This window comes from Klenkia marina (assembly GCF_900101025.1).
Taxonomy (GTDB): Bacteria; Actinomycetota; Actinomycetes; order Mycobacteriales; family Geodermatophilaceae; genus Klenkia; species Klenkia marina.
The window spans coordinates 1-21,193 of the sequence record NZ_FMUH01000009.1 but is presented as its reverse complement, the minus strand read 5'-3'; the positions used below and the strand labels follow the sequence as shown (position 1 = coordinate 21,193).

The window sequence follows — 21,193 nt, the reverse complement described above, 5'->3', positions numbered from 1 at the left end:
GTTCCCTACAGGGTGTCGACGTCAGCGGGGGAGAGGTCGGGGCGTAGCCGCAGGAATCGGAGCGGGTGGCGGAACACCCCCGCGGTCAACGCCGCGTCGGCCGACACCTCAGCCACCGCGATCGGCTCGACGCGGGTCAGCGGCACCGATAGCCGGCTCCCGCCGAACGCTCCGCTGCCGATCCGATCGGGCCACGGGTGGTTGGGTCCGGCCGGGACCAGTGCTGCAGTGAGCTCGGCAGCCTGCTCCCGGTTCAGACCTGTTGAGCGGCCCACCACCTGCAGGACCCCGTCCCGCATCCGGCCGGCCACGAGCTGGCTGGGACGGTGCAGCGGGCCGATGACCCCACCGACGATGACCTCGGTGGTTTCCCGGGACTTCACCTTCAGCCAGTCCCGGCGACCGGGCAGGTATGCACCGCCGGCGGCCTTGACCACCAGGCCCTCCACTCCGGCGGGCCGGAAGTCGGCCATCCAGGACAGCGCCTCGTCGCGGTCACCAGTCTGCGGGCACAGCTGCATCGGCGGTGACCAGTCCACGGCCAACCTCTTCAGCCGTCGCCGGCGCTGAGCCAGCGGCAGGCGGCGCACGTCACGGCGGGCGTCGGTGAGCACATCGAAGGCCACGAACGACGCCGGATGCGCCCGCACCAACGCCGGCATGCCACCGAGCCCGGTGACCAGACGACGCTGCAGGAGACCGAAGTCCAACCGGTCGCCGGCCCAGATCACCACCTCACCGTCGACTACCGACCCGGCAGGCAATTGCGCGGCCGCGGCACGGGCGATGTCGGGGAACCGCGCGGTGAGGTCCTTGCCTTGCCGGGACCACAGTGTCGTCGTCGCGCCGCGAACGATGACCAGTCGGAACCCGTCCCACTTGGGCTCATACAGACACCCACCGGCCAGCGCGTCCGGTGCTGGCACTTGCTCGACGGCCTTGCACAACGCCACCGGCACCGGGCCCGGCAGGGCCGACAAGCGCCCGGGTAGAGCTCGAGCAGCGTCGCCGGATGTGGTCACCGGAACAGCGTGCCCAGCGTCAGCCCGCCCTGCCCTGCCTTTCCCTCGGAGGAGGGAGTCATCCGCCGTGGCGCATGCCCAGTGTCAGCATCACCTTCGACGGGGGTAGTCCTGCCAGTGAGGGCGGCACCGCCTTCGCCGCATCGCCCAGCACATCGAGGAGCTCGGTCTCGATCCGATGGACATCAACGCCCACAAGTACCTGGGCCTGTCGCTGCTGCCCTGACCCAACCCGAGTCCTACACGGGGACATCGAACGTATGTGCGAATCTGAAAGCATGGGCACCAACCGTCGCTACCCGGAGGCCGGCGCACAGCGTGCCCAGCAACGCCGGCTGGAGGAGGCCCGCAGCCGCGGTGAGCTGGCGACCCTCACCGACGAGCAGCTGCAGCTGACCACCCGGGTGGTGTCGATCGCCCCCGAACGAGGACCCATGTGGGCCCTGGCGTGGCTCAAGTTCGGTGACACCGACATCCGCTGCACCGTGCAAGTCAAGCGATGGACCTCCGACGCCGTCGGCGTCGAGCTCAAGGTCGGGGAGGACAAGCTGCGCTGCTGGGTCTGGCAGGGCGCCGTCGAGAGGGTCGACGGTGCCGCCCTGCCACCCTGAGCCCGCAACTTGAGACCGAGCATCCACGCCGCGCTGACGCGACCGCCTGACCCTCCGTCGTGCGACTCAGAAACCCCCATATACGGATGTACGGATTTCGTTCCACAACTCGTTCCGAAAAAGGACGGGCGGTGAGTTTCGGTGATTGATAAGGCCCGCAGCTTGGGTGCGCACCGCCACCGAAGGAACGAGCCGAGCGTCGGGACCAGCCGGGTGAAGTCGGGCTAGTTGTGGTCGTGCGGCCGGAAGAGTCCGCGGACGAATGCCCCGAGCCCGGTCGGGCGCTCGAGGGCGGGTTGTTCGTCTGCTCGGGCCTCTCCGGCGATCCCGTCGTGGTCAGGCGCCCCGCTCGCGTCCCTGCGTGGCTCGTGGGTGCCCTGGTTGCGGTACTCGCTGGGAGTGGTCATGCCTTGACCTCGTTCCGGTGGGCCGACGCTGCAGAGACGCCGGTATCTGGGCGGTGGTGGTCTGGGTCCGAGGGCCCGGGCCGGAGGTCGAGGCGTCGCAGCAGTTGGGCGTTGAGGGCGACGACGATCGTGGACGCCGACATCAGCAGCGCTCCGATGGACATGGGCATGACGAACCCGATGGGGGCCAGGACCCCGGCGGCCAGCGGCACGGAGATCAGGTTGTAGCCGGCGCCCCAGGCCAGGTTCTGCACGCTCTTGCGGTAGGTCGCGGCTGACAGGTCGATCACCGACACCACCGACCGGGGGTCTGCTGAGGCCAGCACGATGCCGGCGGAGGCGATCGCGACGTCGGTGCCCGCGCCGATGGCGATGCCGACGTCGGCCTGGGCCAGGGCGGGGGCGTCGTTGACGCCGTCGCCGACCATCGCGACGCGTCGTCCTTCGGCCTGCAGGTCGGCGACGGTGGCGGACTTGTCCTCGGGGCGGACGCCGGCGAAGTACCGGTCGATGCCCAGTTGGGCGGCCACAGTGGCGGCGACGGCTTCGGCGTCACCGGTGATCATGACGACCTGGGCGCCGCGGTCGCGGAGCTGGTCGATCGCGGCCCGGGATTCGGGTCGGATCTCGTCGGCCAGGGCGAGGGCGCCGATCACGACCCCGTCGGCCAGGACGTGCAGGATGATCGACCCCTGCTGGCGCCACTGGTCGGCGACCGGGAGCTCGGCCGCGCCGGCCTGGTCGAGCAGGCCGGGTCCGCCGACGGCGACGGTGCGGCCTTCCACGGTGGCCCGCACGCCGATGGCGGGGGAGGAAGTGAAGTCCTCGGCGGCGGGGATGGTCAGGCCGCGATCGGCGGCGGCCCGGACGATGGCTTGGGCCAGGGGGTGCTCGGAATCGGTCTCGGCGGCCGCGGCCAACGCCAGTACCCGGTCGGCGTCAAAGGTCTGGCCGGGGTCGGCGGTGGGGTGGTCGGCGATGCCGATGTCGGTGAGGGTGGGCCGGCCGACGGTGAGGGTGCCGGTCTTGTCGAACAGCACGGTGTCCACGGTGCGCATGGCCTCCATCTGCACCCGGTCCTTGATCAGCACCCCGGCGCGGGCGGCGCGCTCGGTGCCGATGGAGATGACCAGCGGGATCGCCAACCCCAGGGCGTGCGGGCAGGCGATGACCAGCACGGTGATGGTCCGGATGACCGCGTCCTCCGGTGCGCCGATGGTCGACCACACGATGGCGGTGAGGATCCCGGCGCCCAGGGCGAACCAGAACAGCCAGCCCGCCGCGGTGTCGGCCAGCCGCTGGGCGCGGGAGCCCGAGGCCTGAGCGTCGGCGACGAGCTTGCCGATCCCAGCCAGGGTGGTGTCTTCACCGGTAGCGGTGACCTGCACGCGGAGCCCGGAGTCGGTGGCCACGGTGCCGGCCACCACCGGGTCCCCGACGCCGCGGGTGACGGTCGCGGACTCCCCGGTGATCATCGACTCGTCCACCGCGGCCGACCCGTCGGTGACCCGCCCGTCGGCCGGGATCCGGCCACCGGGCCGCACGACAACGACATCTCCGACCTGCAGGTCGGCCGGGGCCACCGGAACGATCTGGCCGTCCTGGACGCGCTCGGCCTCATCGGGCAGCAGCGCTGCCAGGGAGTCCAGCGCCGAGGACGTCTGAGCCAGGGACCGCATCTCCACCCAGTGGCCCAGCAGCATGATCACCACCAGCAGGGCCAGCTCCCACCAGAAGTCCAACCCGTGCGGGACCAGCCCCAGCGTCGAGGCCCACGACGACGCGAACGCCACCGTGATCGCCAGGGCGACCAGCAGCATCATCCCGGGCTTGCGGGCGGCAATCTCGTCCACGGCGCCGGTGAGGAACGGCCGACCGCCCCACAGGTAGATGACCGTCCCCAGCACCGGGGACACCCACGACAGGCCGGCGACGTCGGGCAGCGGGTAGCCCAGGATCGAGGCGAACATGCCCGAGGCGGCCACCGTCGGCACCGCGAGCAGCAGGTTCCACCAGAACAGCCGCCGGAACATCGCCACGTGCCCGCCGTGCCCGCCGTGCCCGCCGTGCCCGCCGTGCCCGCCGTGCCCCTCGCCGTGGCCCCCGTGATGGCTCTGGCTCGAGCGGTCATCGGCGTGCTGGCGGTGAATGTCCTGCCCGCCGTCGTGGGCGTGGGTGGTGATCCCAGCTGGGGCGTTGCTGCCCTGCGGGGTCGGGGGATCAAGTGGCTGGTCGGGCATCGAGCTCTCCTCACGAATAGCTTTGATACCCCCGGGGGGTACCCCTGCATGAGTCATGGATACCACCCGGGGGTATACGAAGCAATCCGTGGAACATCGGTGGTGCGCCGGTGCCCGGGTTGAGTGCCGCGGTGCTGGCTGGCTCAGGCGGCCGTGGCAGGGAGGCGGGGTGCCGTGCGTCGCAGCGCGGCGACGGCCGGTGCGCCGGTGAGCAGGCCGGCGAGGATGCCGATCTGCATGAGGAACCAGAACCGGACGTCGGTGGCCGGGGGCATGAGGTCGTTGAAGTGCAGCAGCAGCATCCAGCCGCCCATCCCGATGTCGAAGGCGAGCACGGTGACGGTGGCGCGGGTGAATGCGGTCGGGGTGTTGGTGCCGTCATTGGTGCGCTCGTAGACGGCGAGCAGGGCGATGGCTAGGACCGCGATGACGGCGATCATGACCCACAGGTCGGTGCCGGCGATGGTGAGTCCGGAGGCGATGACCAGCGGGACGCCGACGAGGTGGGCCAGGGCGGAGGCGCTCCCGCCGGGCAGGCTGTCCACGACGATCGGCTTGGTGTCGGTGCCTGCGCCGCTGGTCTGGGTCTGTCGGCCGTAGCGGCGGTAGAGCACGAGCGCGGCTGGTGCCAGGAAAAGGGCTGAGGCGACCCAGCTGATCTCGGCGGTGAGGGTGCGGTGCCGGTGGCCGCGGGCCCACACGTCGGTGGCGATCACCGCCGCGCTCAGCAGCGCCAGGACGCCGTAGGTCCAGGCCAGCGGCGTCAGCCACTCCGGCAGTGCGGCGCCCATCGTGTTCATGTCCATGTCGTTGTCATCCCTGGGGGTTGGGGCGGCTCGTCGTGAGCCGCCCGGGTGAGGTGCGGGGTCTTCGGGACAGCAGCTGGGCGCGAGAGGCCCAACGGCCCAGGCCGGCTGAGTGCAGAAGGGCGGCGTGCCTGCACACAGATCACGTCTGCACGCAGATGCAGTGCCGCTGAGGTGCTGTGCGTCGATCGCCCATCGGGGACCGTGGGCAGCGCGGCGGGGGGTCAGTGGCGACCGCCGCTGCGCGGGCCTACTCGGAGCCCCTGCAGGGGTGGGGCTGCGTCGGATTCGACGCAGCCCCACGCGCTGCGGCTACTGGGTGGCCAGGCTCTGCAGGAGCTGTTCCATCTCGGTGATCTCGGTGCCCTGGGAGGACTTGATCTGCTCTGCCAGGGCGATCGCCTCGGGGTCCTCGCCGTCGTCGATCTCGGTCTGGGCCATGCCGACGGCGCCGGTGTGGTGCTCGAGCATCATCTGAAGCCACAGGCGGTCGAACTGCACACCGCTGGCGTCCTCCAGGGAGGACATGTCCTCCTCGCTCATCATGCCGCCCATGTCCGAGTGATCCATGCCAGAAATCTCGCTGTCGGCGCTGTCGGCGCTGTCGGCGCCCCAGCTGTTCAGCCAGCCGTTGAGGGTGTCGATCTCGGGTTCCTGGGCGGCCTGGATGCGGGCAGCGAGGTCTTGGACGTCGGGGTCGGTGGAGCGGTCGGCGACCAGGTCGGCCATCTCGACGGCCTGCTCGTGGTGCGGGATCATCGACTGGGCGAACGTGACGTCGGCGGCGTTGAACGTCGCATCGGCCGGGATCGACGTCGAGGACCCCGGGGCTGCGGTGTCCTCACTGCCTGAGCAGGCCGACAGGGCTACCGAGGCGGCGATGAGGGCGCCGAGTATTCCGGCGGCGCGGGTGGAATGAGAACTGCGGGGTGAGCGGGTCAAGACACGCGTGTTGAGCACAGGGTCTCCTGAGGGGTGCCGCGCCCGGCATAGGCGGACGCGAGGGGTCGTGGATGGTCGAGCACGCGACACCGGCCCACATGGGGGCCACGGGTGTCAGGTGGTTCGGCCTAGACCCTCAGCACGCAGAGGCGACTGAGTTCAGGAGTGGGCGCGCAGGCCACGGCGCGGTCGACGACGATCCGCACAGCGCCGGTCACCCGGGTGCAGACGGTCAGGAGTCGACGTCGGGCCAACCAGGCGGCCAGGGCCGCCAGCGCCACACCGACCCCGCCGGCCAGCACGGCCAGGCACACCATCAGGGCATGCGCCGCGGTGCCGTCGGGGGCGCCCGTGGAGTGCCCGGCATCGGACAGGGCCGCGGGTGCACCGTGCTCGAGCGCCAGCACCATGCCCACCGCAGCGGACTCTGGCCCGCCAGCGGAGACCGAGGGGCCGGTCATCGACATGCCGGTCATCGACATGCCCGTCATCTCCGAGTCGGCGGCTACGCAGCTCAGACCGTGCATGGAGAACACGGCCGCCAGCAGCAGCAGCGTCCACAGCAGGCGAGCCCGCACGACACCTCCACCACCGATTCGGATACCCCAGGAGGGTACGCACAGTTCACCATCGGCCGTCTGCAGCTGGTGCACTGCACGAGCGGACCGGCTTTCGCACGCGAGGGGAGAGCGTCGCCTCGCAGTCACGAGGATGACTAGGTCACCCGCGGCCGAGGACGGTTCGGATACCCATCCACAGCGCACAGCGCCAGCACACAGCGACGCCAGGTGTCGCCCCCAGGTAGTGGACTCGCGTGCGAGGTCGCTTGCGGCCGCAGCAACCGCAGGTGACGAGCTCTGGTTGGGTGTCAGGAGCTGAAGACATCACCGCAGCACCGCCAGCAGCTGCTCGACGGTGGGGGATCCGGCCGGCCCGGTGTCTGTGCGGTAGACCCGGCAGGACAGGCCGACGGGTGCGTCTGGGTCGGCGAACGGATCGACGCCAGCGATCAGCATCGTCGGCGAGCCTCGGAAGCCGACAGCCTCGGCTTCCTCGGGAGTGGAGACCAGCCGGCGGTCCACCGCCGTAGCGCCGAGGCCGGCCAGCTCCAGGGCCTTCAGCAACCGCCGGTCAGCGACCTGCCAGTTAGGGCATCCGTCGAAGTACTGCAGCGTGATGTCCACGTCGACCTCCTCGACCACTGTGGCGGGTCGACCCGCGTGGTGGGCCCACGATGGCCGACACCCGGGTGGGTGCCCATTGCCAGCCCCGGTGCAGCTGGCACCGTCTCTGGTGCGGTCGTGAGCCGAAATGCCCAGCAGCCCATCTCCCGACATACCGACAGGCGTTCTTATGTTGAGTCACAGCGGGTGCGAACCCCGGTTGTACCTGGGGGTTCGTGTCCCGGGGCCTCGAAGACGCCGACGGTCTGGTCGTCCTCCACGTTCGACGACGGCAATTTCCAGTGGTGAGGACTTCTCACCGCTGGGGGGTGGGGGCCCCTCAGGGGCCCGGGTCGGCCGTGAGTCAGTCGAGTGGGACTGGGGACCGGGATCGGCAACCAGGAGGCTGACGCCGGCCACGGTGATGGCGCCCAGGGTGATGGACACGTCCGCGAGGTTGAAGGTGGCAAACCAGCCCGTGTACAGGTAATCGGTGACCCGGCCGTCGCCGGCGCGGTCGATGAGGTTGCCCAGCGCGCCGGCCAGCACGGCGGTCAGACCGACCAGCACTGCCGCAGGTGAGCCCGGTCGCCCGGCGATGCGCCAGGCGTAACCGGCGACGGCCAGGGTGATGGCGGCGGTGACCGCGACGAGCACCCAGGCGGGTAGGCCGTTGCCCATGCTGAACGCGGCCCCGGTGTTGTATCCCAGCCGCAGGTCCACCAGGCCCAGGTCGAGGGTCTGACCATCTGGGAGGTAGCGCTCGACCGCGCCCTTGGCGGCCAGGTCGACACCAACCAGCGTGCCGGCCGCAGCCACCACGGCCAGCCGTCGCCTGGGAGTCGAGTTCACAGTCCGAATGCTCCGCCCTCGATGAGGATCACGATCCCCAGCACGATCAGTACCAGGGGGAACAGCACGCGCTCCGAGCGTTCCAACACCTTCGCCACGGGCTCGCGGGTGGCGATGAACCGGGCTGCCAGGACCAACAGTCCGACCAGCAGCAGGAAGACGATCGAGTAGGCGATGATCCCGGCGGTGCCGACGGTGAGGAAGACGGGAACGTAGACGCCGATGTTGTCCCCGCCGTTGGCGAAGGTGACCGCCGCGACGGCCAACACCCCCACGGTCCGGTCGTCGTCATCGTCGTCGTCGCCACCCCGGAACGCCGCCCACAACCCCAGTACCAGCGGGATGAGTCCGAAGTAAGGAATGGCCTCGGTGGGCAGAAAGGTGGAAGCGCCGGCGGCCACGAGCGCGGACACCGCGAGGATCGCCCCGAAACCGAGGTACTGCCCGGCTGTGATCCTGGCGGTGAGGTGGCGGGTGCCTGCTCCCCGGGCGAAGAACAGCGACAGCACGATGATGTCGTCGATGTTGGTGACCAGGAACAACCCGACGGCCTGCGCCGCCGAGATCAGCACACTCATGACCCCACGCCGACACCCACACGCTGCTCGTCGATGGCCGTAGCCGTCTGGGCGGGAAGGCCTTGACGGGCCGGACGGGTCCGGCCAGCCCGGATCCCGTTGGCGATCACGAAGACCTCGGCCACCTCGTGGGTGACGATCACCGCCGCCAGGGACAAGACCCCCAGTGCGGCCAGCGGGATCAGCACGATGAGGATCGCCGCGGACAGGGCCAGGCTCTGCAGCATGATCCGGCGGGCTCGCCGGGCATGGGCGAGCGTGGCGGGCAGCTGGTGCAGGTTCTCGCCCATCAGGGCGACGTCGGCGGTCTCGATCGCGACGTCGGCGCCCATGGCCCCCATGGCGATCCCGACATCGGCGGTGGCCAGCGCGGGGGCGTCGTTGATGCCGTCCCCGACCATCGCCACCCCACCTCGGTGACCGGCGCGCAAGGTGTCGATCAGAGTGGCCTTGTCCTCGGGGCGCAGTTCGGCGTGCACCTCTGTGATGCCGGCGGCGCGGGCCAGATGGGCTGCGGTGCGGGCGTTGTCGCCGGTCAACATCGCCGTGCGCACCCCCATCGACGTCAGGCGGGTGATGACCTCGGCCGCCTCGGGACGCAGCTCGTCCCGGATGCCCAGCGCACCCAACAGCCTCCCGTCGTACTCGACCAGGACGACGGTGGCGCCGGCGTCCTGGTGGACGCCCACCTGCTCCTGGAGCGGCCCCGGGTCGATGAAGCCGGGCTTGCCCAACCTGGCGGGTCGCCCGTCGACCAGACCGGTGAGGCCCTGGCCGACCAGCGCCTGCACGTCGATGGCCTCCGGGGCAGGAGTCTGGCCCTGCTGGGCTGACCAGGTGGCCAGGACGGCGGTGGCGAGAGGGTGCTCGCTGCGGGCCTCCAGCGCCGCGGCGACACGGAGCACCTGGGCGTCATCGTGGCCGTCGGTGGTCAGCACGGCGACGACGGCGGGGGAGTTGCGGGTCAAGGTGCCGGTCTTGTCCAGCGCGATGGTGCGCACCGAGCCCAGGGACTCCAGGGCCGCACCGCCCTTGACCAGCACGCCCTGACGGGTCGCTGCGCCGATGGCGGCCACCACGGTGACCGGGACGGCGATCGCGAACGCACACGGGGACGCAGCGACCAGCACCACCAGTGCCCGCTCCACCCACACCCCGGGGTCACCCAGCACCGAACCCAGGACGGCGATCGCGGCGGCGGCGATGAACACCGCGGGCACCAGCGGTGCGGCGATACGAGCGGCCAGGCGCTGGGCTGCGCCCTTGCGGTCCTGGGCCTCCTCCACGATGTGCACCACGCGTGCCAAGGAGTTGTCGGCGACGGTGGCGGTGACCGTGACCTGCAGGACCCCGCCGCCGTTGACCGAGGCGGCGAACACCTCGGTACCGGGCTGCACCTCCACCGGCACCGACTCCCCGGTCACCGCCGAGGTGTCCAAGGTCGACCGACCCTCGGTCACGGTGCCATCGGTGGCCAACCGCTCCCCGGGACGGACGACCAGCACATCCCCGACCCGCAGGTCGGCCGGATCCACCTCGGACTCCACGAGCCCGGTGGGCCCCGGGCGCAGGACGGTAGCCCGGGTGGGCACCAGGTCTAGAAGGGACCGCAGTCCCCGCCGGGTGCGGTCCACGGCGTAGTCCTCGAGCGCTTCGGCCAGGGAGAACAAGAACGCCAGCATCGCGGCCTCGCGCACCTCGCCCAGCGCGATCGCCCCGACCATCGCCACCGTCATCAAGGTGCCCACACCCAGCCGGCGGCGGCGCAGGGCACGCAGCGTGCCGGGGACGAAGGTGGCCCCGCCGGCGGCGACGGCGCCCAGCGCCAACACCCACGACACCACGGTGGATCCGCCGGTCCAGTCGGTGATCGTCGACGCCGCCCACAGCACGCCGGCGGCAGCGGCCAGCTGCACCGACCGGGCCCGCCACAGCGGTTGGGCGGGCTCATCGGGTGAGCTGGCCGGGGAGGAGCACGTGGGGTCCCCGCAGCCATCCCCGACGCTGACCACGGCCCGACCGGTGTCAGGTGTGGGGGAGCAGCACCCGCAGTCGGCACCGCAGCCGGCGTCCACCGGCAGCGCCGTCGCCGAGGTCGCGGCGGAACCACAGACCGTTTCGGCCGTGCCTGGTCGCGTGGACTCGCCTGTCGGCTGCTCGCCGGTGCCACCGCAGCACGAATCAGACACCGGGCACCTGCCCACGCGCCGTGGACGATGCGAACCCGGTGGCCGACGAGCTCGCCAGCGACCCGTTGTCGCCGCCCAGCCCGGCCACGGCGAGCAACTGGCGCCCGGTGTCGGTCAGCCGGTACATCATCAGCTTGCCGTCCTTGCGGGAGGCGGCGAGCCCTGCGGTGCGCAGCACCCGCACGTGGTGGGACACCAGGTTCTGGCTGGCCCCGGCGATCCAGGCCAGATCGCACACGCACAACTCCCCGCCGACCTGCAGCGCTGCCGCGATCCGCAACCGCTGGGGGTCCGACAGGGCCTTGAAGCGCAGGGCTGGGCCCTCGGTCTGCTCGATGTCAGGAAGCCCGGCCCGCACGGCTTCGGCATGGGGGAGGTCGATGCACAGCAGATCGCAGTGGTCCGCGGACATCGGCAAATCCTCTCAACGGGTCCGAGGAGGGCGGACCGGATGCACCGCACGCTACAACAAAACAACATGTGTTGGCACATGGGTATTGATCGGCAATTTCCTAACCTGCATAGTAGAAGCTGGCCGTGGTGCGCGGTCGTTCCCGATGGAGGAGTCACCCTGCGGTCCAACACGAAGATTTCGGTCCTGCTGGTAGCCGTCTTCGCGGCCGTCGTCACCGGTGCAGTACTCATCTTCGGCAGCGGATCAGACACATCGTCCGCCGATGCCGACAGTCGCGTCGTCCGCGCAGACAGCCACCGGCTGGACACCGCCACCAGCGGTGACGTCACCCTGGTGGAGTTCCTGGACTTCGAGTGCGAGTCGTGCCTGGCGGCCTACCCGGTGGTCGAGCAGCTGCGCGAGGACTACGCCGGCCAGGTCACGTTCGTCGCCCGGTACTTCCCGGTTGACGGGCACTTCAACGCCCAGAACGCAGCCGTCGCCGTGGAGGCCGCAGCGCAGCAGGGCCAGTTCGAGGCGATGTACCAGCGGATGTATACGACCCAGCCGCAGTGGGGGGAGCAACAGAGCTCGCGAGCCCTGCTGTTCCGGGAGTTCGCCAGCGACCTGGGGCTGGACATGGATGCCTACGACGACGCCGTCGCCGACCCCGCCACGTTGGACCGGGTTCTGGCCGACCGGGACGACGGTCTGGCACTGGGCGTGCAGGGAACGCCCACGTTCTTCCTCAACGGGGAGCAACTGACGGTGGGCTCGGCCGATGAGCTGATCGCCGCCGTCGACGCCGCGGTCAACGAGTGATCCGGTGACGGCCTGGACCGACACCCGAGCCGCCGGCGCCGCCCTGCCCGGGGACGAGCCTCAGGGGACCGCGCAGGTGCTGGCCGGGCGGGACCGGCGGCTGGGGGCAGGCCTCCTCGTGGGTGGTGCGCTAGGGCTGCTGGCGGCGTTCGTGCTGGCAGTGGAGAAGTTCCGCCTGCTCACCGAAGCGGACTACGTGCCCACCTGCAGCATCAACCCGGTGCTGTCTTGCGGGTCGGTGATGAGCAGCCCGCAAGCCGAAGTGTTCGGCTTCCCCAACCCGTTGCTGGGGCTCATCGGCTTCACCGCCGTCCTCGTCGTCGGCGCCGCCCTCACCGGCGGTGCAGCCCTGCCCAGCTGGTTCTGGGCCGGGCTGCAGCTGGGCGTGGTCGCCGGCGTCATCTTCGTGCACTGGTTGATCGAGGCCAGCCTTTACCGCATTGGGGCGCTGTGCCCCTACTGCGTGGTCGTGTGGGTCGTCGTCATCGCCCTGTTCACCGCCGTCACCGCCCGCAACCTCACCGCAGTCGCCCACCGGCTGCCCCCAGCCATCCAGCCCGTGGTCGCCGCCTTGCACCGGCGGCAGACCATCGTGGTCACCGTGTGGCTGCTGGGCATCGCCGCACTGATCACCGTGCGGTTCTGGACCTTCTGGAGCACCACCCTTGGCTGAGCCCGGTGCACGCAGCTGGACCCGCCGTACCGCGCTGAGGGCAGCAGCGGCAGCCCTCGCCGTAGTGGCGATGGCGGGGTGCTCCACCGACACCGATACCTCTAGCGCCGGGGGAGGTGGTGACTTCGACTTCACCGCCGCCACCCCTGCAGGGGCGGTTATCCCCGCCGAGTCCCGGCAGACCGCACCGGCCTACGCCGGTGAACTGCTCGATGGCACCGACTTCACCTCGGCGTCGGTGGCCGGGGACATCGTGGTGCTGAACTTCTGGGGATCGTGGTGCGCCCCGTGCCGAGTCGAGTCCCCGGAGTTCCAGACCGTCTCCGCCGATGTCGCCGAGGCCGGCGTGGCCTTCCTGGGGGTCGCCGTCCGCGACCAGCGCCAGCTCGCCCAGGCCTTCGTCACCGACTTCGCCATCACCTACCCCTCGCTGTTCGACCCCTCCGGGGAAGTAGCTCTGGCCTTCCGCGGCTTTCCCGCCAACGTCGTCCCGACCACGATCCTCATCGACCGGGACAACAGGGTGGCCGGGGTCTACGTGTCCGCGGTCACCGAGGAAGACCTGCGCGCGATCCTGCAGCAACTGCTCGAGGAAGCTCCGCCAACCACCCCCACCCCGAGTGCCCCCGATGACTGACATCGGTGCGGTGTTCGCCGACCTGGTCACCGACGGCTCACTGGTCGTCGCCGTGGCCGTCGCGGCCCTCGTCGGGGTGATCAGCTTCGCCTCACCGTGCGTGCTGCCCCTGGTGCCGGGCTACCTGGGCTACGTGGCCGGGCTCAGTGGCACCCACGCCACCGCGGCCACCGATCCCGGGCACCGGGCAGCGGCCGCGGCCCCGGCGCAGCCGGCGGGAAGCCCGGTGGCCCAGGTCGCACCACCACGACACCGCCCCCGGTCTCCGATCAGCCCGGGCAGGGGGCGAGTCCTCACCGGCGCCGCATTGTTCGTCGCCGGCTTCACCGTCGTGTTCATGTCCTTCGGTGCCGCCTTCGGGGGCCTGGGGCGCCTGCTGCTGGAATGGGCCCCGGTCATCACCCGCGCCATGGGCGTGGTCACGATCCTCATGGGGCTGGCATTCCTGGGTGGACTGAGCTGGCTGCAGCGCGAGCGACGAGTGCAGCGCCGCCCGCCCGCGGGCCTTGCGGGCGCCCCGCTGCTGGGCATGGTGTTCGGTCTGGGCTGGACACCGTGCTTGGGGCCGACACTGTCGGCGGTCAACGCGCTGGCCTACAGCGAGGCATCGGCCACCCGCGGCGCGATCTTGGCCCTGGCCTACTGCCTAGGCCTGGGCATGCCGTTCCTGTTCATCGCCAGCGGCGCACGCCGGGCACTGACCCTGTCCCGGTTCGCCCGCACCCATGCCCGCACCGTCACCCGGGTGGGCGGAGCAGTTCTCATCGTTCTCGGCCTGCTGATGGTGACCGGCTCCTGGGACGCGATCATGATCTGGGCCCGTGCGTGGCTGGCCACGACCGGCCTGGGGACCTCGGTCGTCTGACAGCCGCGTCCTCATCGAGGTCGGTGTCCATGTCGCATCCCGGTACCAGGTGCAACGCGGTGGTCGTCAGCGGCGCCGGCGGTGCGATGGGCGAGCGCCGCAGCTGCCGCACCTGCTGCTCCCGCCGGCGGTGCCACCACCGTCGTGCCAGCAGCGCCACGCCCACCGCGAAGGCGGCCCCGACACCGGCGATCGACCACCCCACCACGTAGCCGACCGACCACCCGCCCGGCACCCCCGCGGCCGGCCCTCCGCCGGGCCCCAGGGGTGCCACCGGGTGGGAATCGACCACCGCCAGCGCCACCACGGCACCCACCGCGACCAGCACACCGGCAGCGACGGCACCCCGAACCAGGCGCCGTGGATGCAGCCGGCGCCGGCCAGGGACGCCGTCGGTCTCACACACCGCCGTAGGAGTGCAGACCGGTGGAGACCAGGTTCACGAAGAGCAGGTTGAACACCAGGGAACCGAAGCCGACCAGGTTGATCCACGCCGCAGGAGCTCCCCGCCACCCAGCGGTGCTCCGAGCATGCAGGTAGGCCGCGTAGGCCACCCAGGAGATGAACGCCCAGGTCTCCTTGGGGTCCCACCCCCAGAACCGCCCCCACGCACTCTCGGCCCAGATGGCCCCAGCGACGACGGCGAACGTCCAGATGGGGAAGGCGAACACCGCGGCGCGGTGGGCGACGCGGTCCAGCGCCACCGCCGAGGGCATCCGGTCCCACAGCCCCGGCTCTGGCCGCGGCGGCCGGCTCTCGCGTCGGCGCTGCACCAAGAACAGCGCACTGGAGGTCGCGCTGACCAGGAAGACCCCGAAGGACAAGATGGCCGCCGAGACGTGCACGACCAGCCAGTCCGATCGCAGCGCAGCGATCAGCGGCCCGGCCTCGGCGTACAGGAAGAAGCCGATGAGCACCAGGCTGACCATCACCGGTCCGATGACGAACAAGCCGATGTGGCGCATCACCGGTACCCGCAGCGCTGTCACCAGGTAGGCCAGCACCCCGATCAGCACTGCCGCGGTGCCGAACTCGTACATGTTGCCCCAGGGGGCACGACCGGTCCCGAACCCGCGCAGCCCCAGCACCCCGATCTGCAGCACCGCACCCAGCGCGCTCAGCGCCAACCCCAGACTGCTCCACGCCCACCGTCGATGCCGTGGGACGGAGGCGGCCGCTGGCTGGGGACGCTCGTCAGTGCCACCATGGCCAGCGCCACCCTGGCCAGGGTCATCATGGCCAGGCTCAGCATCGCTAGGGCCACCATGGGCGCCACGGTCATCCCGGTCGCCGTCGCCGAATGCACCGTGGCCCGGTGCCGGCGCTGCGGCAGCCACCCCCACCCCCACCGGTGCCGCCGAGCGCGCAGGTACTGCCTCCACCTCAGTCGCGGCCCGGCGATGGCCGAACGCCAGCTCGGCGGCGAAAGCCAGTGCGGCCACGGCGTAGGCCACCACTGCGGTGGTGAACAGCCGATCGGACAGTTGAGCCAGGACGTCGGGGGTCACAGGTCGGTCATCTCCTGGGGAACGGTGCCCGCGGCCTTCACCGAGGACGTGAGGGGCGGGGGCGGAGGGGGCGCAGCAGCTGGCCGGCGGCGAATAACCAACGACCACGCCACAGCCCCCACGCCCAGGGCGCTGAGGACGTACTCGGGCACCGCACCCACGCGGGTGGCCAGTGTGGTTCCGCCGCCCAGGGCGACGGTGTCGTTGAACGTCCAGGAGGTGAAGAGGTCCGAGCGGGCACGAACCGACCCGTCAGCGTCGATGACCGCCGACAGACCGCTGGTTGCCGACACCACGACCGTCCGGTCGAACTCGATGGCGCGCAGGCGGCCCATGGCCAACTGCTGTGGGCTCTCGTCGGTGTAGCCGAACGTCGCGTTGTTGGTCTGCACCACGATCAGCTCCGCGCCACCGCGGACCACATCGGCGACCAGCCCGTCGTAGGCCACCTCGAAGCAGATGACGTCGCCGACGGTCACGCCTCCCACGTCCAGCACGCCAGGGTCCTGACCGGCGGTGAAGTCCCTGCGCAGCAAGTCCACCTGGTCGCTGAAGAACCGGAAGAACGACCGGGCCGGCATGTACTCACCGAAGGGCACCGGGTGTCGCTTGGCGTACTGCTGGCCAGCTCCGGTGGCCGGGTCCCACACGATGCCGGCGTTGGTCAGGAAGATGCCAGGGCCCTCCAGGACGGCGCCGATGAGGATGGGCACCCCGATCGCCTGGGCGGCCCGGTCGATCTCGGCTCGGGCATCGGGGTTGACCAGGGGGTCGATGTCGGAGCTGTTCTCCGGCCAGATCACCAGCTGGGGGGCCGGTTGCCGTCCGGCCGCTACCTCTGCCGCCAGGTCCACGGTGGCCCGCACGTGGTTGTCCAGCACGGCGCGACGTTGGGCATTGAAGTCCAGCCCCGCCCGCGGGACATTGCCCTGGATCACCGCGACGCCCACCGAGGAGGCCTGCGGCCGGACCCCCGAAGCCGGGTCGTGCAGGACGGCCACCGCCCACAGGGGGGTGCTCACCAGCCACGGCAGGGTCGCCAGGACGGCGCTTCGCCCTCCCCGCGGCCACACCGAGACGTCGGGAACGCAACGGGGTCGCCGGCGCTGGAGGATGACCGAGGCCAGCAGTGAACCGGTGACCGCGACGGCGAAGCTGGTCAGCGGCACACCACCGAAAGCCGCCAGCTGCGCCAAGGGAGAGTCGGCCTGGCTGAACCCCAGCCGCCCCCACGGCAGCCCACCGAACGGCCACCGGGACCGGCCGGCCTCCATGGCCACCCACAACGCCGCCGACCACAGCGGGGCGGCCCGCAGGCTGCCCACCGCGGCCAGCCCCGCCGCCAAGACGGCGTAGAAGACCGCCTGGGACACCGACAGCGCGATCCAGGGCCAGCTGCCGACGAAGATCCCCGACCAGCTCAGCAGCGGCAGCATGAACGTCAGCCCGAACACCCCGCCCAGAGCCGAGGCCCGGATCAGCGATCGCCCGTGACACGCCAAGGACAGCAATGCCGGCCCGACCACCGCCAGCGGCCACAAGTTCCACGAGGGGAAGGCCAACCACAGCAGTGCCCCGCCGGCGGCGGCCAGCACCACAGGCGCGGCTGACGCCCAGAGGCGACTCGTCGACGTACCGCGCCACCTTCCCCGGGCAGCGCGCGGGTGCCCAGGAGACCTTGTGTGGGCCGCGGATACGCCCGGGACCGTCGGCATGGCCACCAGCACCCCCGTCTCGTGGCGTGTCGAGCCGCAGGTGCTCGTCTTGGGCCGCCAACGCCCCTAGTCTCCTAACCTACATCGTAGATAGAAGGTGGGAGGGCCGGGATGGCGATCGGGGACTCCAATCCGGCCGCACCGTCCAGCGCAGGAGACCGGCGACCCCGTCGTTCTCGTCGGTCGGTCGGTTCTGGTCGCCCCCGGCGTACCGGCCCGCGCCCCCCGACCGGCAACCGAGCAGCAGCACTGCTCGTCGCCGTCATCGCCGGCGCCGTGGCGGCCAACCTGACCCTGGGCGCCGGCGCGGCTGGTTCCCCACCTCGGGTCCAGGACGTCAGCGCTGTCGCCGATGCTCTGGCGCACGTCGACGAGGAAGCGCCGGCCGAGGCCAGGGTGCAGATCAGCGAATCGGAAGCAGCCGCCCGGCTGCAGGCGGTCGCTGCGTCCCGGGCCGCCCGCGCCGAGGCGGCCAACCAGGCCGTCCTACCGGTCCAGGGGCGTCTGACCAGCAGCTTCGGCCCACGGTGGGGGACCAGGCACTACGGGCTGGACTTCGCTGCCCCCATGCTCACCCAGGAAGTCGCCGCCGCCGATGGGGTCGTGCTGCGCGCCGGCCCGGCCAGCGGATTCGGACTGGCTGTCTACATCCAGCACGACAACGGAGACGTGACCGTCTACGGGCACATGGACTCCATCCAGGTGCAAGCCGGCGACATCGTCGAGGCGGGAGACCCGATCGCGTTGCTGGGCAACCGTGGCCAGTCCACCGGCCCCCACCTGCACTTCGAGGTCCACGAGGGTGGCATGAACGGATCACGGCTGGACCCAGCACTGTGGCTCGCCGAACGCGGGGTCGAGCTACCTGCCTGACGGTCCGGTTCTCCCGCCGCTCATCCAGTCACCGTCATCACGCCGACCTGGCCCAGGGCCACATGGAAGGAGCACTCGTACCCGTACTCGCCCGGATCGGTGACCGTGAACTCGATGGTCGCCTCGTCGCCGGGCGCCAGGATCGGGATCTGCTCGGTGATGGTTCGAGGCCCTTGACCCTCGCTGAACACGAAGTTGTGCGTCAGCTGGGCGGCCTGGCTGACCAGTGTCAGGCGCACCAGACCAGGGGACACCGTGAAGGCATCGGGCAGGAACACGTAGTCGTCCCCGACGGTCACCACCACGTCCTGCGTGCCATCGGGGGCGGTGCTCACCGCGGCGGTTCGGGTGGTCCGTCCGGCGGCCTGCGAGCCTGCCGAGCGGTCAGCTCCACCGGAGCATGCCCCCAGTGCCGGGGTCAGCGCACCCAGCGCGAGCGCAGCCAACCAGGACCTTCGGGTCAGCACCACGCGGCTCATCACCAACCCCTGTCCACCGATTCCGTTTCTACTAGTCACAGTAGGACAGGGTGCAGCTGGTGGTTCAGCTGACCCCGGTGCACAAGTGGGTGATGGCCGCGGCTGCCGCCGGCGCCATGGCCACGGCGACCGGTGTGCTCAGCACCAGGATTAGCGCACTGACCGCCAGGCCCAGGCGGCGGCTCTGCAGCGGGTGTTCGGGGCTGAGCATGCGACCCACGCGGGTGACCGTCACCCCTGGTGTCGAGCAATCGGCCATGGCCAGAGCGGGGCTCGGTGCCCGCATCGAGGCCAGCCGCACGATGGCCGAGGCCACGACGACGCGAGGCACCGTCCGTGCGGCGCTGTCGTCGGCGGCCAGCTCTACCAAGCGCGCAGTCTGGCTCGCCGCGGTGGCGAACAGGCTCACCCCGGGGAAAGCGCGGGACAGCGACCCGGCCACGAACACCGCCAGGTGGTGGTGAGCCCGGAGATGGGCACGCTCATGGGCCAGCACACCGCCGAGCTCCTCCGGGCTCAGTGCCGCCATGGCGCCAGCGGTCACCAGGACCCGGGAAGAGCGGCCGGGAATGCAGAACGCCGCCGCTGCCGGGGAATCCACGACGTGCACCCCTAGCGTCGGGTGGGCGGCGCTGACCTTGGCCAGCGAGTTCCGCATCCGATCGCGCTCACGGTGGGTGCTCCACGCGTCGTAGGCCAACCGGGTGGCCGTCCACGCCACGACCGTGCCCACCAGCAGCAAGCCGAGCGTGGGCTCGAGAGCATCGCCGTGGAACCCGTAGGCCTGCTGCAGGCTCAGAGCGCACGCATGCATCAGCGCTGCCAGGCCGGCGACCCAAGCAGTCGCAGGAATCAGCAGGGTCAGCCCGATCAGTACAGGAACGGTCACCGCCGACAGGCACAGCGCCTGCCACATCGCGATGCCCAGGCGTGGGGAGTTGTCCATCCAGGCCATCCCCCGAAGCCGCGGGCCCAGGGTCAGCAGGGCCACTCCTAGCCCGACGAGGACCCAGGACGCGGTCACGGGGTCGACCGTTGAGCGGCCTGCACGGCCTGCTGGAGCTGGCTGACCTCATCGGGGCCCAGATCGGCCACGAAATGCATCAGCACCGCTTGGGAATCACCGGCGTGCTGCAACACGTCCTGCAGCAAGGCCGCCGAGTGCTGGGCTCGCGAGCGAACCGGGGCATAGCTCCAGGCGCGCCCGTGCATCTCGCGGACGACCTCGCCCTTGCGGTGCAGGTTGTCCAACACGGTCATCACGGTCGTGTAGGCCAGGGGCTTGGGTGTCTGCAGTCGCCCCAGCACGTCGCGCACCGTGGCCGGCTGGTCGCCGTCCCAGAGCACCTGCATGACCGCGGCTTCCAGGTCGCCGAAAGGTCTGACCACCGTCGTCCTCCTCGGCTCGATGTCGTCCACGGCAGCAGGACTGCCGGGTCCCACTGATCCAGCGGTCTCCACACAGTGTGCCGGGACCGTGCCGACGGTGGGTCGACCCGACACCCGGTCGCCGTGCCATCATCTACTAAGTCCGATAGCAGGTAAGGGTGTGGTCCGCAGACCGCCGGCCCACAAGCCCGAGGAAGAGGTCCCGTGACCATCGCTCCAGCTCCCATCGTGAGCCGCCCCAGCCCTCCCATGGCAGCTGGCAAGGGCTCCCGGCTCTCACTGCTGCTGCGCACCACCGACCATAAGACCATCGGCCTGATGTACCTGGCCACCTCGTTCACCTGGTTCGTGGTGGGTGGCCTGATGGCCATGCTCATGCGCGGCGAGCTCGCCCAGCCCGGCCTGCAATACCTGTCCAACGAGCAGTACAACCAGTTGTTCACCATGCACGGCACGGTGATGTTGCTGTTCTTTGCGACGCCGTTGTTCTTCGCGTTCGCGAACCTGATCCTGCCGTTGCAGCTGGGTGCCCCGGATGTGGCGTTCCCGCGGCTGAACGCCTTCTCCTACTGGCTGTTCCTGTTCGGCGGCCTGATCATGATCTCGGGATTTGCCACCCCCGGTGGCGCCGCAGACTTCGGCTGGTATGCCTACTCCCCGCTGTCGGACGTGACGAACTCCCCCGGGGCCGGTGGGGACCTGTGGATCGCCGGGCTGGCGGTGTCGGGGCTGGGCACGATCCTGGGTGGGGTCAACTTCATCGCCACGATCGTGTGCCTGCGGGCGCCGGGGATGACGATGTTCCGGATGTCGATCTTCGCCTGGTCCTCGCTGGTCACCAGCATCTTGATCCTGCTGGCGTTCCCGATCCTGACCGCTGCGTTGATGGCGTTGCTGGCCGACCGGCACCTGGGTGCGCTGGTGTTCTCCGCGGCCAACGGTGGGCCGATGCTGTGGCAGCACCTGTTCTGGTTCTTCGGCCATCCCGAGGTCTACATCATCGCGTTGCCGTTCTTCGGGATCATCTC

Annotated in this window: 22 protein-coding genes; 7 read left to right on the top strand and 15 right to left on the bottom strand. The window is 70.6% G+C overall.

Annotation, left to right across the window (positions count from 1 at the left end):
• Positions 1-5: 5 nt before the first annotated feature.
• A complete protein-coding gene (locus BLP29_RS19820; RefSeq protein WP_243470129.1) occupies positions 6-1,022 on the bottom strand; it encodes an ATP-dependent DNA ligase in 1,017 nt (338 codons plus the stop codon).
• A 278-nt stretch (positions 1,023-1,300) separates the two neighbouring features.
• Between BLP29_RS19820 and BLP29_RS19815 the strand changes: the two genes are divergently transcribed.
• On the top strand, positions 1,301-1,633 hold the full coding sequence (locus BLP29_RS19815; RefSeq protein ID WP_092807826.1) for a hypothetical protein: 333 nt from the start codon (positions 1,301-1,303) through the stop codon (positions 1,631-1,633).
• Between the two features lie 403 nt (positions 1,634-2,036).
• Here BLP29_RS19815 and BLP29_RS19805 read toward each other — a convergent pair whose 3' ends face one another.
• From BLP29_RS19805 to BLP29_RS19765, 9 genes are all read right to left on the bottom strand, one after another.
• Positions 2,037-4,280 (bottom strand): heavy metal translocating P-type ATPase, encoded by a 2,244-nt coding sequence (locus tag BLP29_RS19805; protein ID WP_092807822.1) that lies wholly within the window; start codon positions 4,278-4,280, stop codon positions 2,037-2,039.
• 143 nt (positions 4,281-4,423) lie between these two features.
• Positions 4,424-5,086 (bottom strand): DUF4396 domain-containing protein, encoded by a 663-nt coding sequence (locus tag BLP29_RS19800; RefSeq protein ID WP_092807820.1) that lies wholly within the window; start codon positions 5,084-5,086, stop codon positions 4,424-4,426.
• Between the two features lie 312 nt (positions 5,087-5,398).
• Positions 5,399-6,028 carry a DUF305 domain-containing protein gene (locus tag BLP29_RS19795; protein ID WP_243470128.1) on the bottom strand — a complete coding sequence of 210 codons (630 nt, stop codon included), beginning with the start codon at positions 6,026-6,028 and terminating at the stop codon, positions 5,399-5,401.
• A gap of 128 nt (positions 6,029-6,156) precedes the next feature.
• Positions 6,157-6,606, bottom strand: a complete 450-nt coding sequence (locus BLP29_RS19790; RefSeq protein WP_092807818.1) for a DUF6153 family protein — start codon at positions 6,604-6,606, stop codon at positions 6,157-6,159.
• A 306-nt stretch (positions 6,607-6,912) separates the two neighbouring features.
• Positions 6,913-7,212 carry a thioredoxin family protein gene (locus BLP29_RS19785; protein ID WP_092807955.1) on the bottom strand — a complete coding sequence of 100 codons (300 nt, stop codon included), beginning with the start codon at positions 7,210-7,212 and terminating at the stop codon, positions 6,913-6,915.
• Between the two features lie 177 nt (positions 7,213-7,389).
• A complete protein-coding gene (locus BLP29_RS19780; RefSeq protein WP_207798623.1) occupies positions 7,390-8,043 on the bottom strand; it encodes a signal peptidase II in 654 nt (217 codons plus the stop codon).
• Positions 8,040-8,621 (bottom strand): cadmium resistance transporter, encoded by a 582-nt coding sequence (locus BLP29_RS19775; RefSeq protein WP_092807814.1) that lies wholly within the window; start codon positions 8,619-8,621, stop codon positions 8,040-8,042. Before BLP29_RS19775 ends, BLP29_RS19780 begins: the two co-directional genes overlap by 4 nt.
• A complete protein-coding gene (locus BLP29_RS19770) occupies positions 8,618-10,537 on the bottom strand; it encodes a heavy metal translocating P-type ATPase (RefSeq protein WP_279385473.1) in 1,920 nt (639 codons plus the stop codon). Before BLP29_RS19770 ends, BLP29_RS19775 begins: the two co-directional genes overlap by 4 nt.
• A 265-nt stretch (positions 10,538-10,802) precedes the next feature.
• A complete protein-coding gene (locus tag BLP29_RS19765; RefSeq protein WP_092807810.1) occupies positions 10,803-11,222 on the bottom strand; it encodes an ArsR/SmtB family transcription factor in 420 nt (139 codons plus the stop codon).
• Positions 11,223-11,300: 78 nt separating this feature from the next.
• Here BLP29_RS19765 and BLP29_RS19760 point away from each other — a divergent pair, with 78 nt between their 5' ends.
• The 4 genes from BLP29_RS19760 (at position 11,301) to BLP29_RS19745 (ending at position 14,201) form a co-directional block, all read left to right on the top strand.
• Positions 11,301-12,026 (top strand): DsbA family protein, encoded by a 726-nt coding sequence (locus BLP29_RS19760; protein ID WP_243470126.1) that lies wholly within the window; start codon positions 11,301-11,303, stop codon positions 12,024-12,026.
• A gap of 4 nt (positions 12,027-12,030) precedes the next feature.
• On the top strand, positions 12,031-12,699 hold the full coding sequence (locus BLP29_RS19755) for a vitamin K epoxide reductase family protein (RefSeq protein ID WP_207798621.1): 669 nt from the start codon (positions 12,031-12,033) through the stop codon (positions 12,697-12,699).
• A gap of 70 nt (positions 12,700-12,769) precedes the next feature.
• Positions 12,770-13,336 (top strand): TlpA family protein disulfide reductase, encoded by a 567-nt coding sequence (locus BLP29_RS19750; protein ID WP_092807949.1) that lies wholly within the window; start codon positions 12,770-12,772, stop codon positions 13,334-13,336.
• Positions 13,329-14,201: a cytochrome c biogenesis CcdA family protein gene (locus tag BLP29_RS19745; protein WP_092807947.1), complete on the top strand. Its 873-nt coding sequence runs from the start codon at positions 13,329-13,331 to the stop codon at positions 14,199-14,201. Before BLP29_RS19750 ends, BLP29_RS19745 begins: the two co-directional genes overlap by 8 nt.
• 398 nt (positions 14,202-14,599) lie before the next feature.
• On the opposite strand, the gene ccsB is transcribed toward BLP29_RS19745, so the two are convergent.
• The gene (gene ccsB, locus BLP29_RS19740) at positions 14,600-15,328 is read right to left on the bottom strand and encodes a c-type cytochrome biogenesis protein CcsB (protein ID WP_243470125.1); all 729 of its coding nucleotides are present in this window, start codon (positions 15,326-15,328) and stop codon (positions 14,600-14,602) included.
• A gap of 377 nt (positions 15,329-15,705) precedes the next feature.
• Positions 15,706-17,424, bottom strand: a complete 1,719-nt coding sequence (gene lnt, locus BLP29_RS19735) for an apolipoprotein N-acyltransferase (RefSeq protein WP_092807943.1) — start codon at positions 17,422-17,424, stop codon at positions 15,706-15,708.
• Between the two features lie 276 nt (positions 17,425-17,700).
• On the opposite strand from lnt, the gene BLP29_RS19730 reads away from it, so the two are divergent.
• Positions 17,701-18,297 carry a M23 family metallopeptidase gene (locus BLP29_RS19730; protein ID WP_243470124.1) on the top strand — a complete coding sequence of 199 codons (597 nt, stop codon included), beginning with the start codon at positions 17,701-17,703 and terminating at the stop codon, positions 18,295-18,297.
• A gap of 20 nt (positions 18,298-18,317) precedes the next feature.
• Here the strand turns inward: BLP29_RS19730 and BLP29_RS19725 are convergent, their stop codons facing one another.
• The 3 genes from BLP29_RS19725 to BLP29_RS19715 form a co-directional block, all read right to left on the bottom strand.
• Entirely contained in the window at positions 18,318-18,776 is a 459-nt protein-coding gene (locus BLP29_RS19725) for a plastocyanin/azurin family copper-binding protein (RefSeq protein ID WP_092807941.1), read from the bottom strand.
• Positions 18,777-18,840: 64 nt separating this feature from the next.
• The gene (locus tag BLP29_RS19720; protein WP_092807806.1) at positions 18,841-19,800 is read right to left on the bottom strand and encodes a M56 family metallopeptidase; all 960 of its coding nucleotides are present in this window, start codon (positions 19,798-19,800) and stop codon (positions 18,841-18,843) included.
• Positions 19,797-20,195: a BlaI/MecI/CopY family transcriptional regulator gene (locus BLP29_RS19715; protein WP_243470123.1), complete on the bottom strand. Its 399-nt coding sequence runs from the start codon at positions 20,193-20,195 to the stop codon at positions 19,797-19,799. Before BLP29_RS19715 ends, BLP29_RS19720 begins: the two co-directional genes overlap by 4 nt.
• Positions 20,196-20,369: 174 nt before the next feature.
• On the opposite strand from BLP29_RS19715, the gene BLP29_RS19710 reads away from it, so the two are divergent.
• A partial coding sequence (locus BLP29_RS19710) for a cbb3-type cytochrome c oxidase subunit I (protein WP_243470122.1) occupies positions 20,370-21,193 on the top strand: 824 nt, incomplete at its 3' end.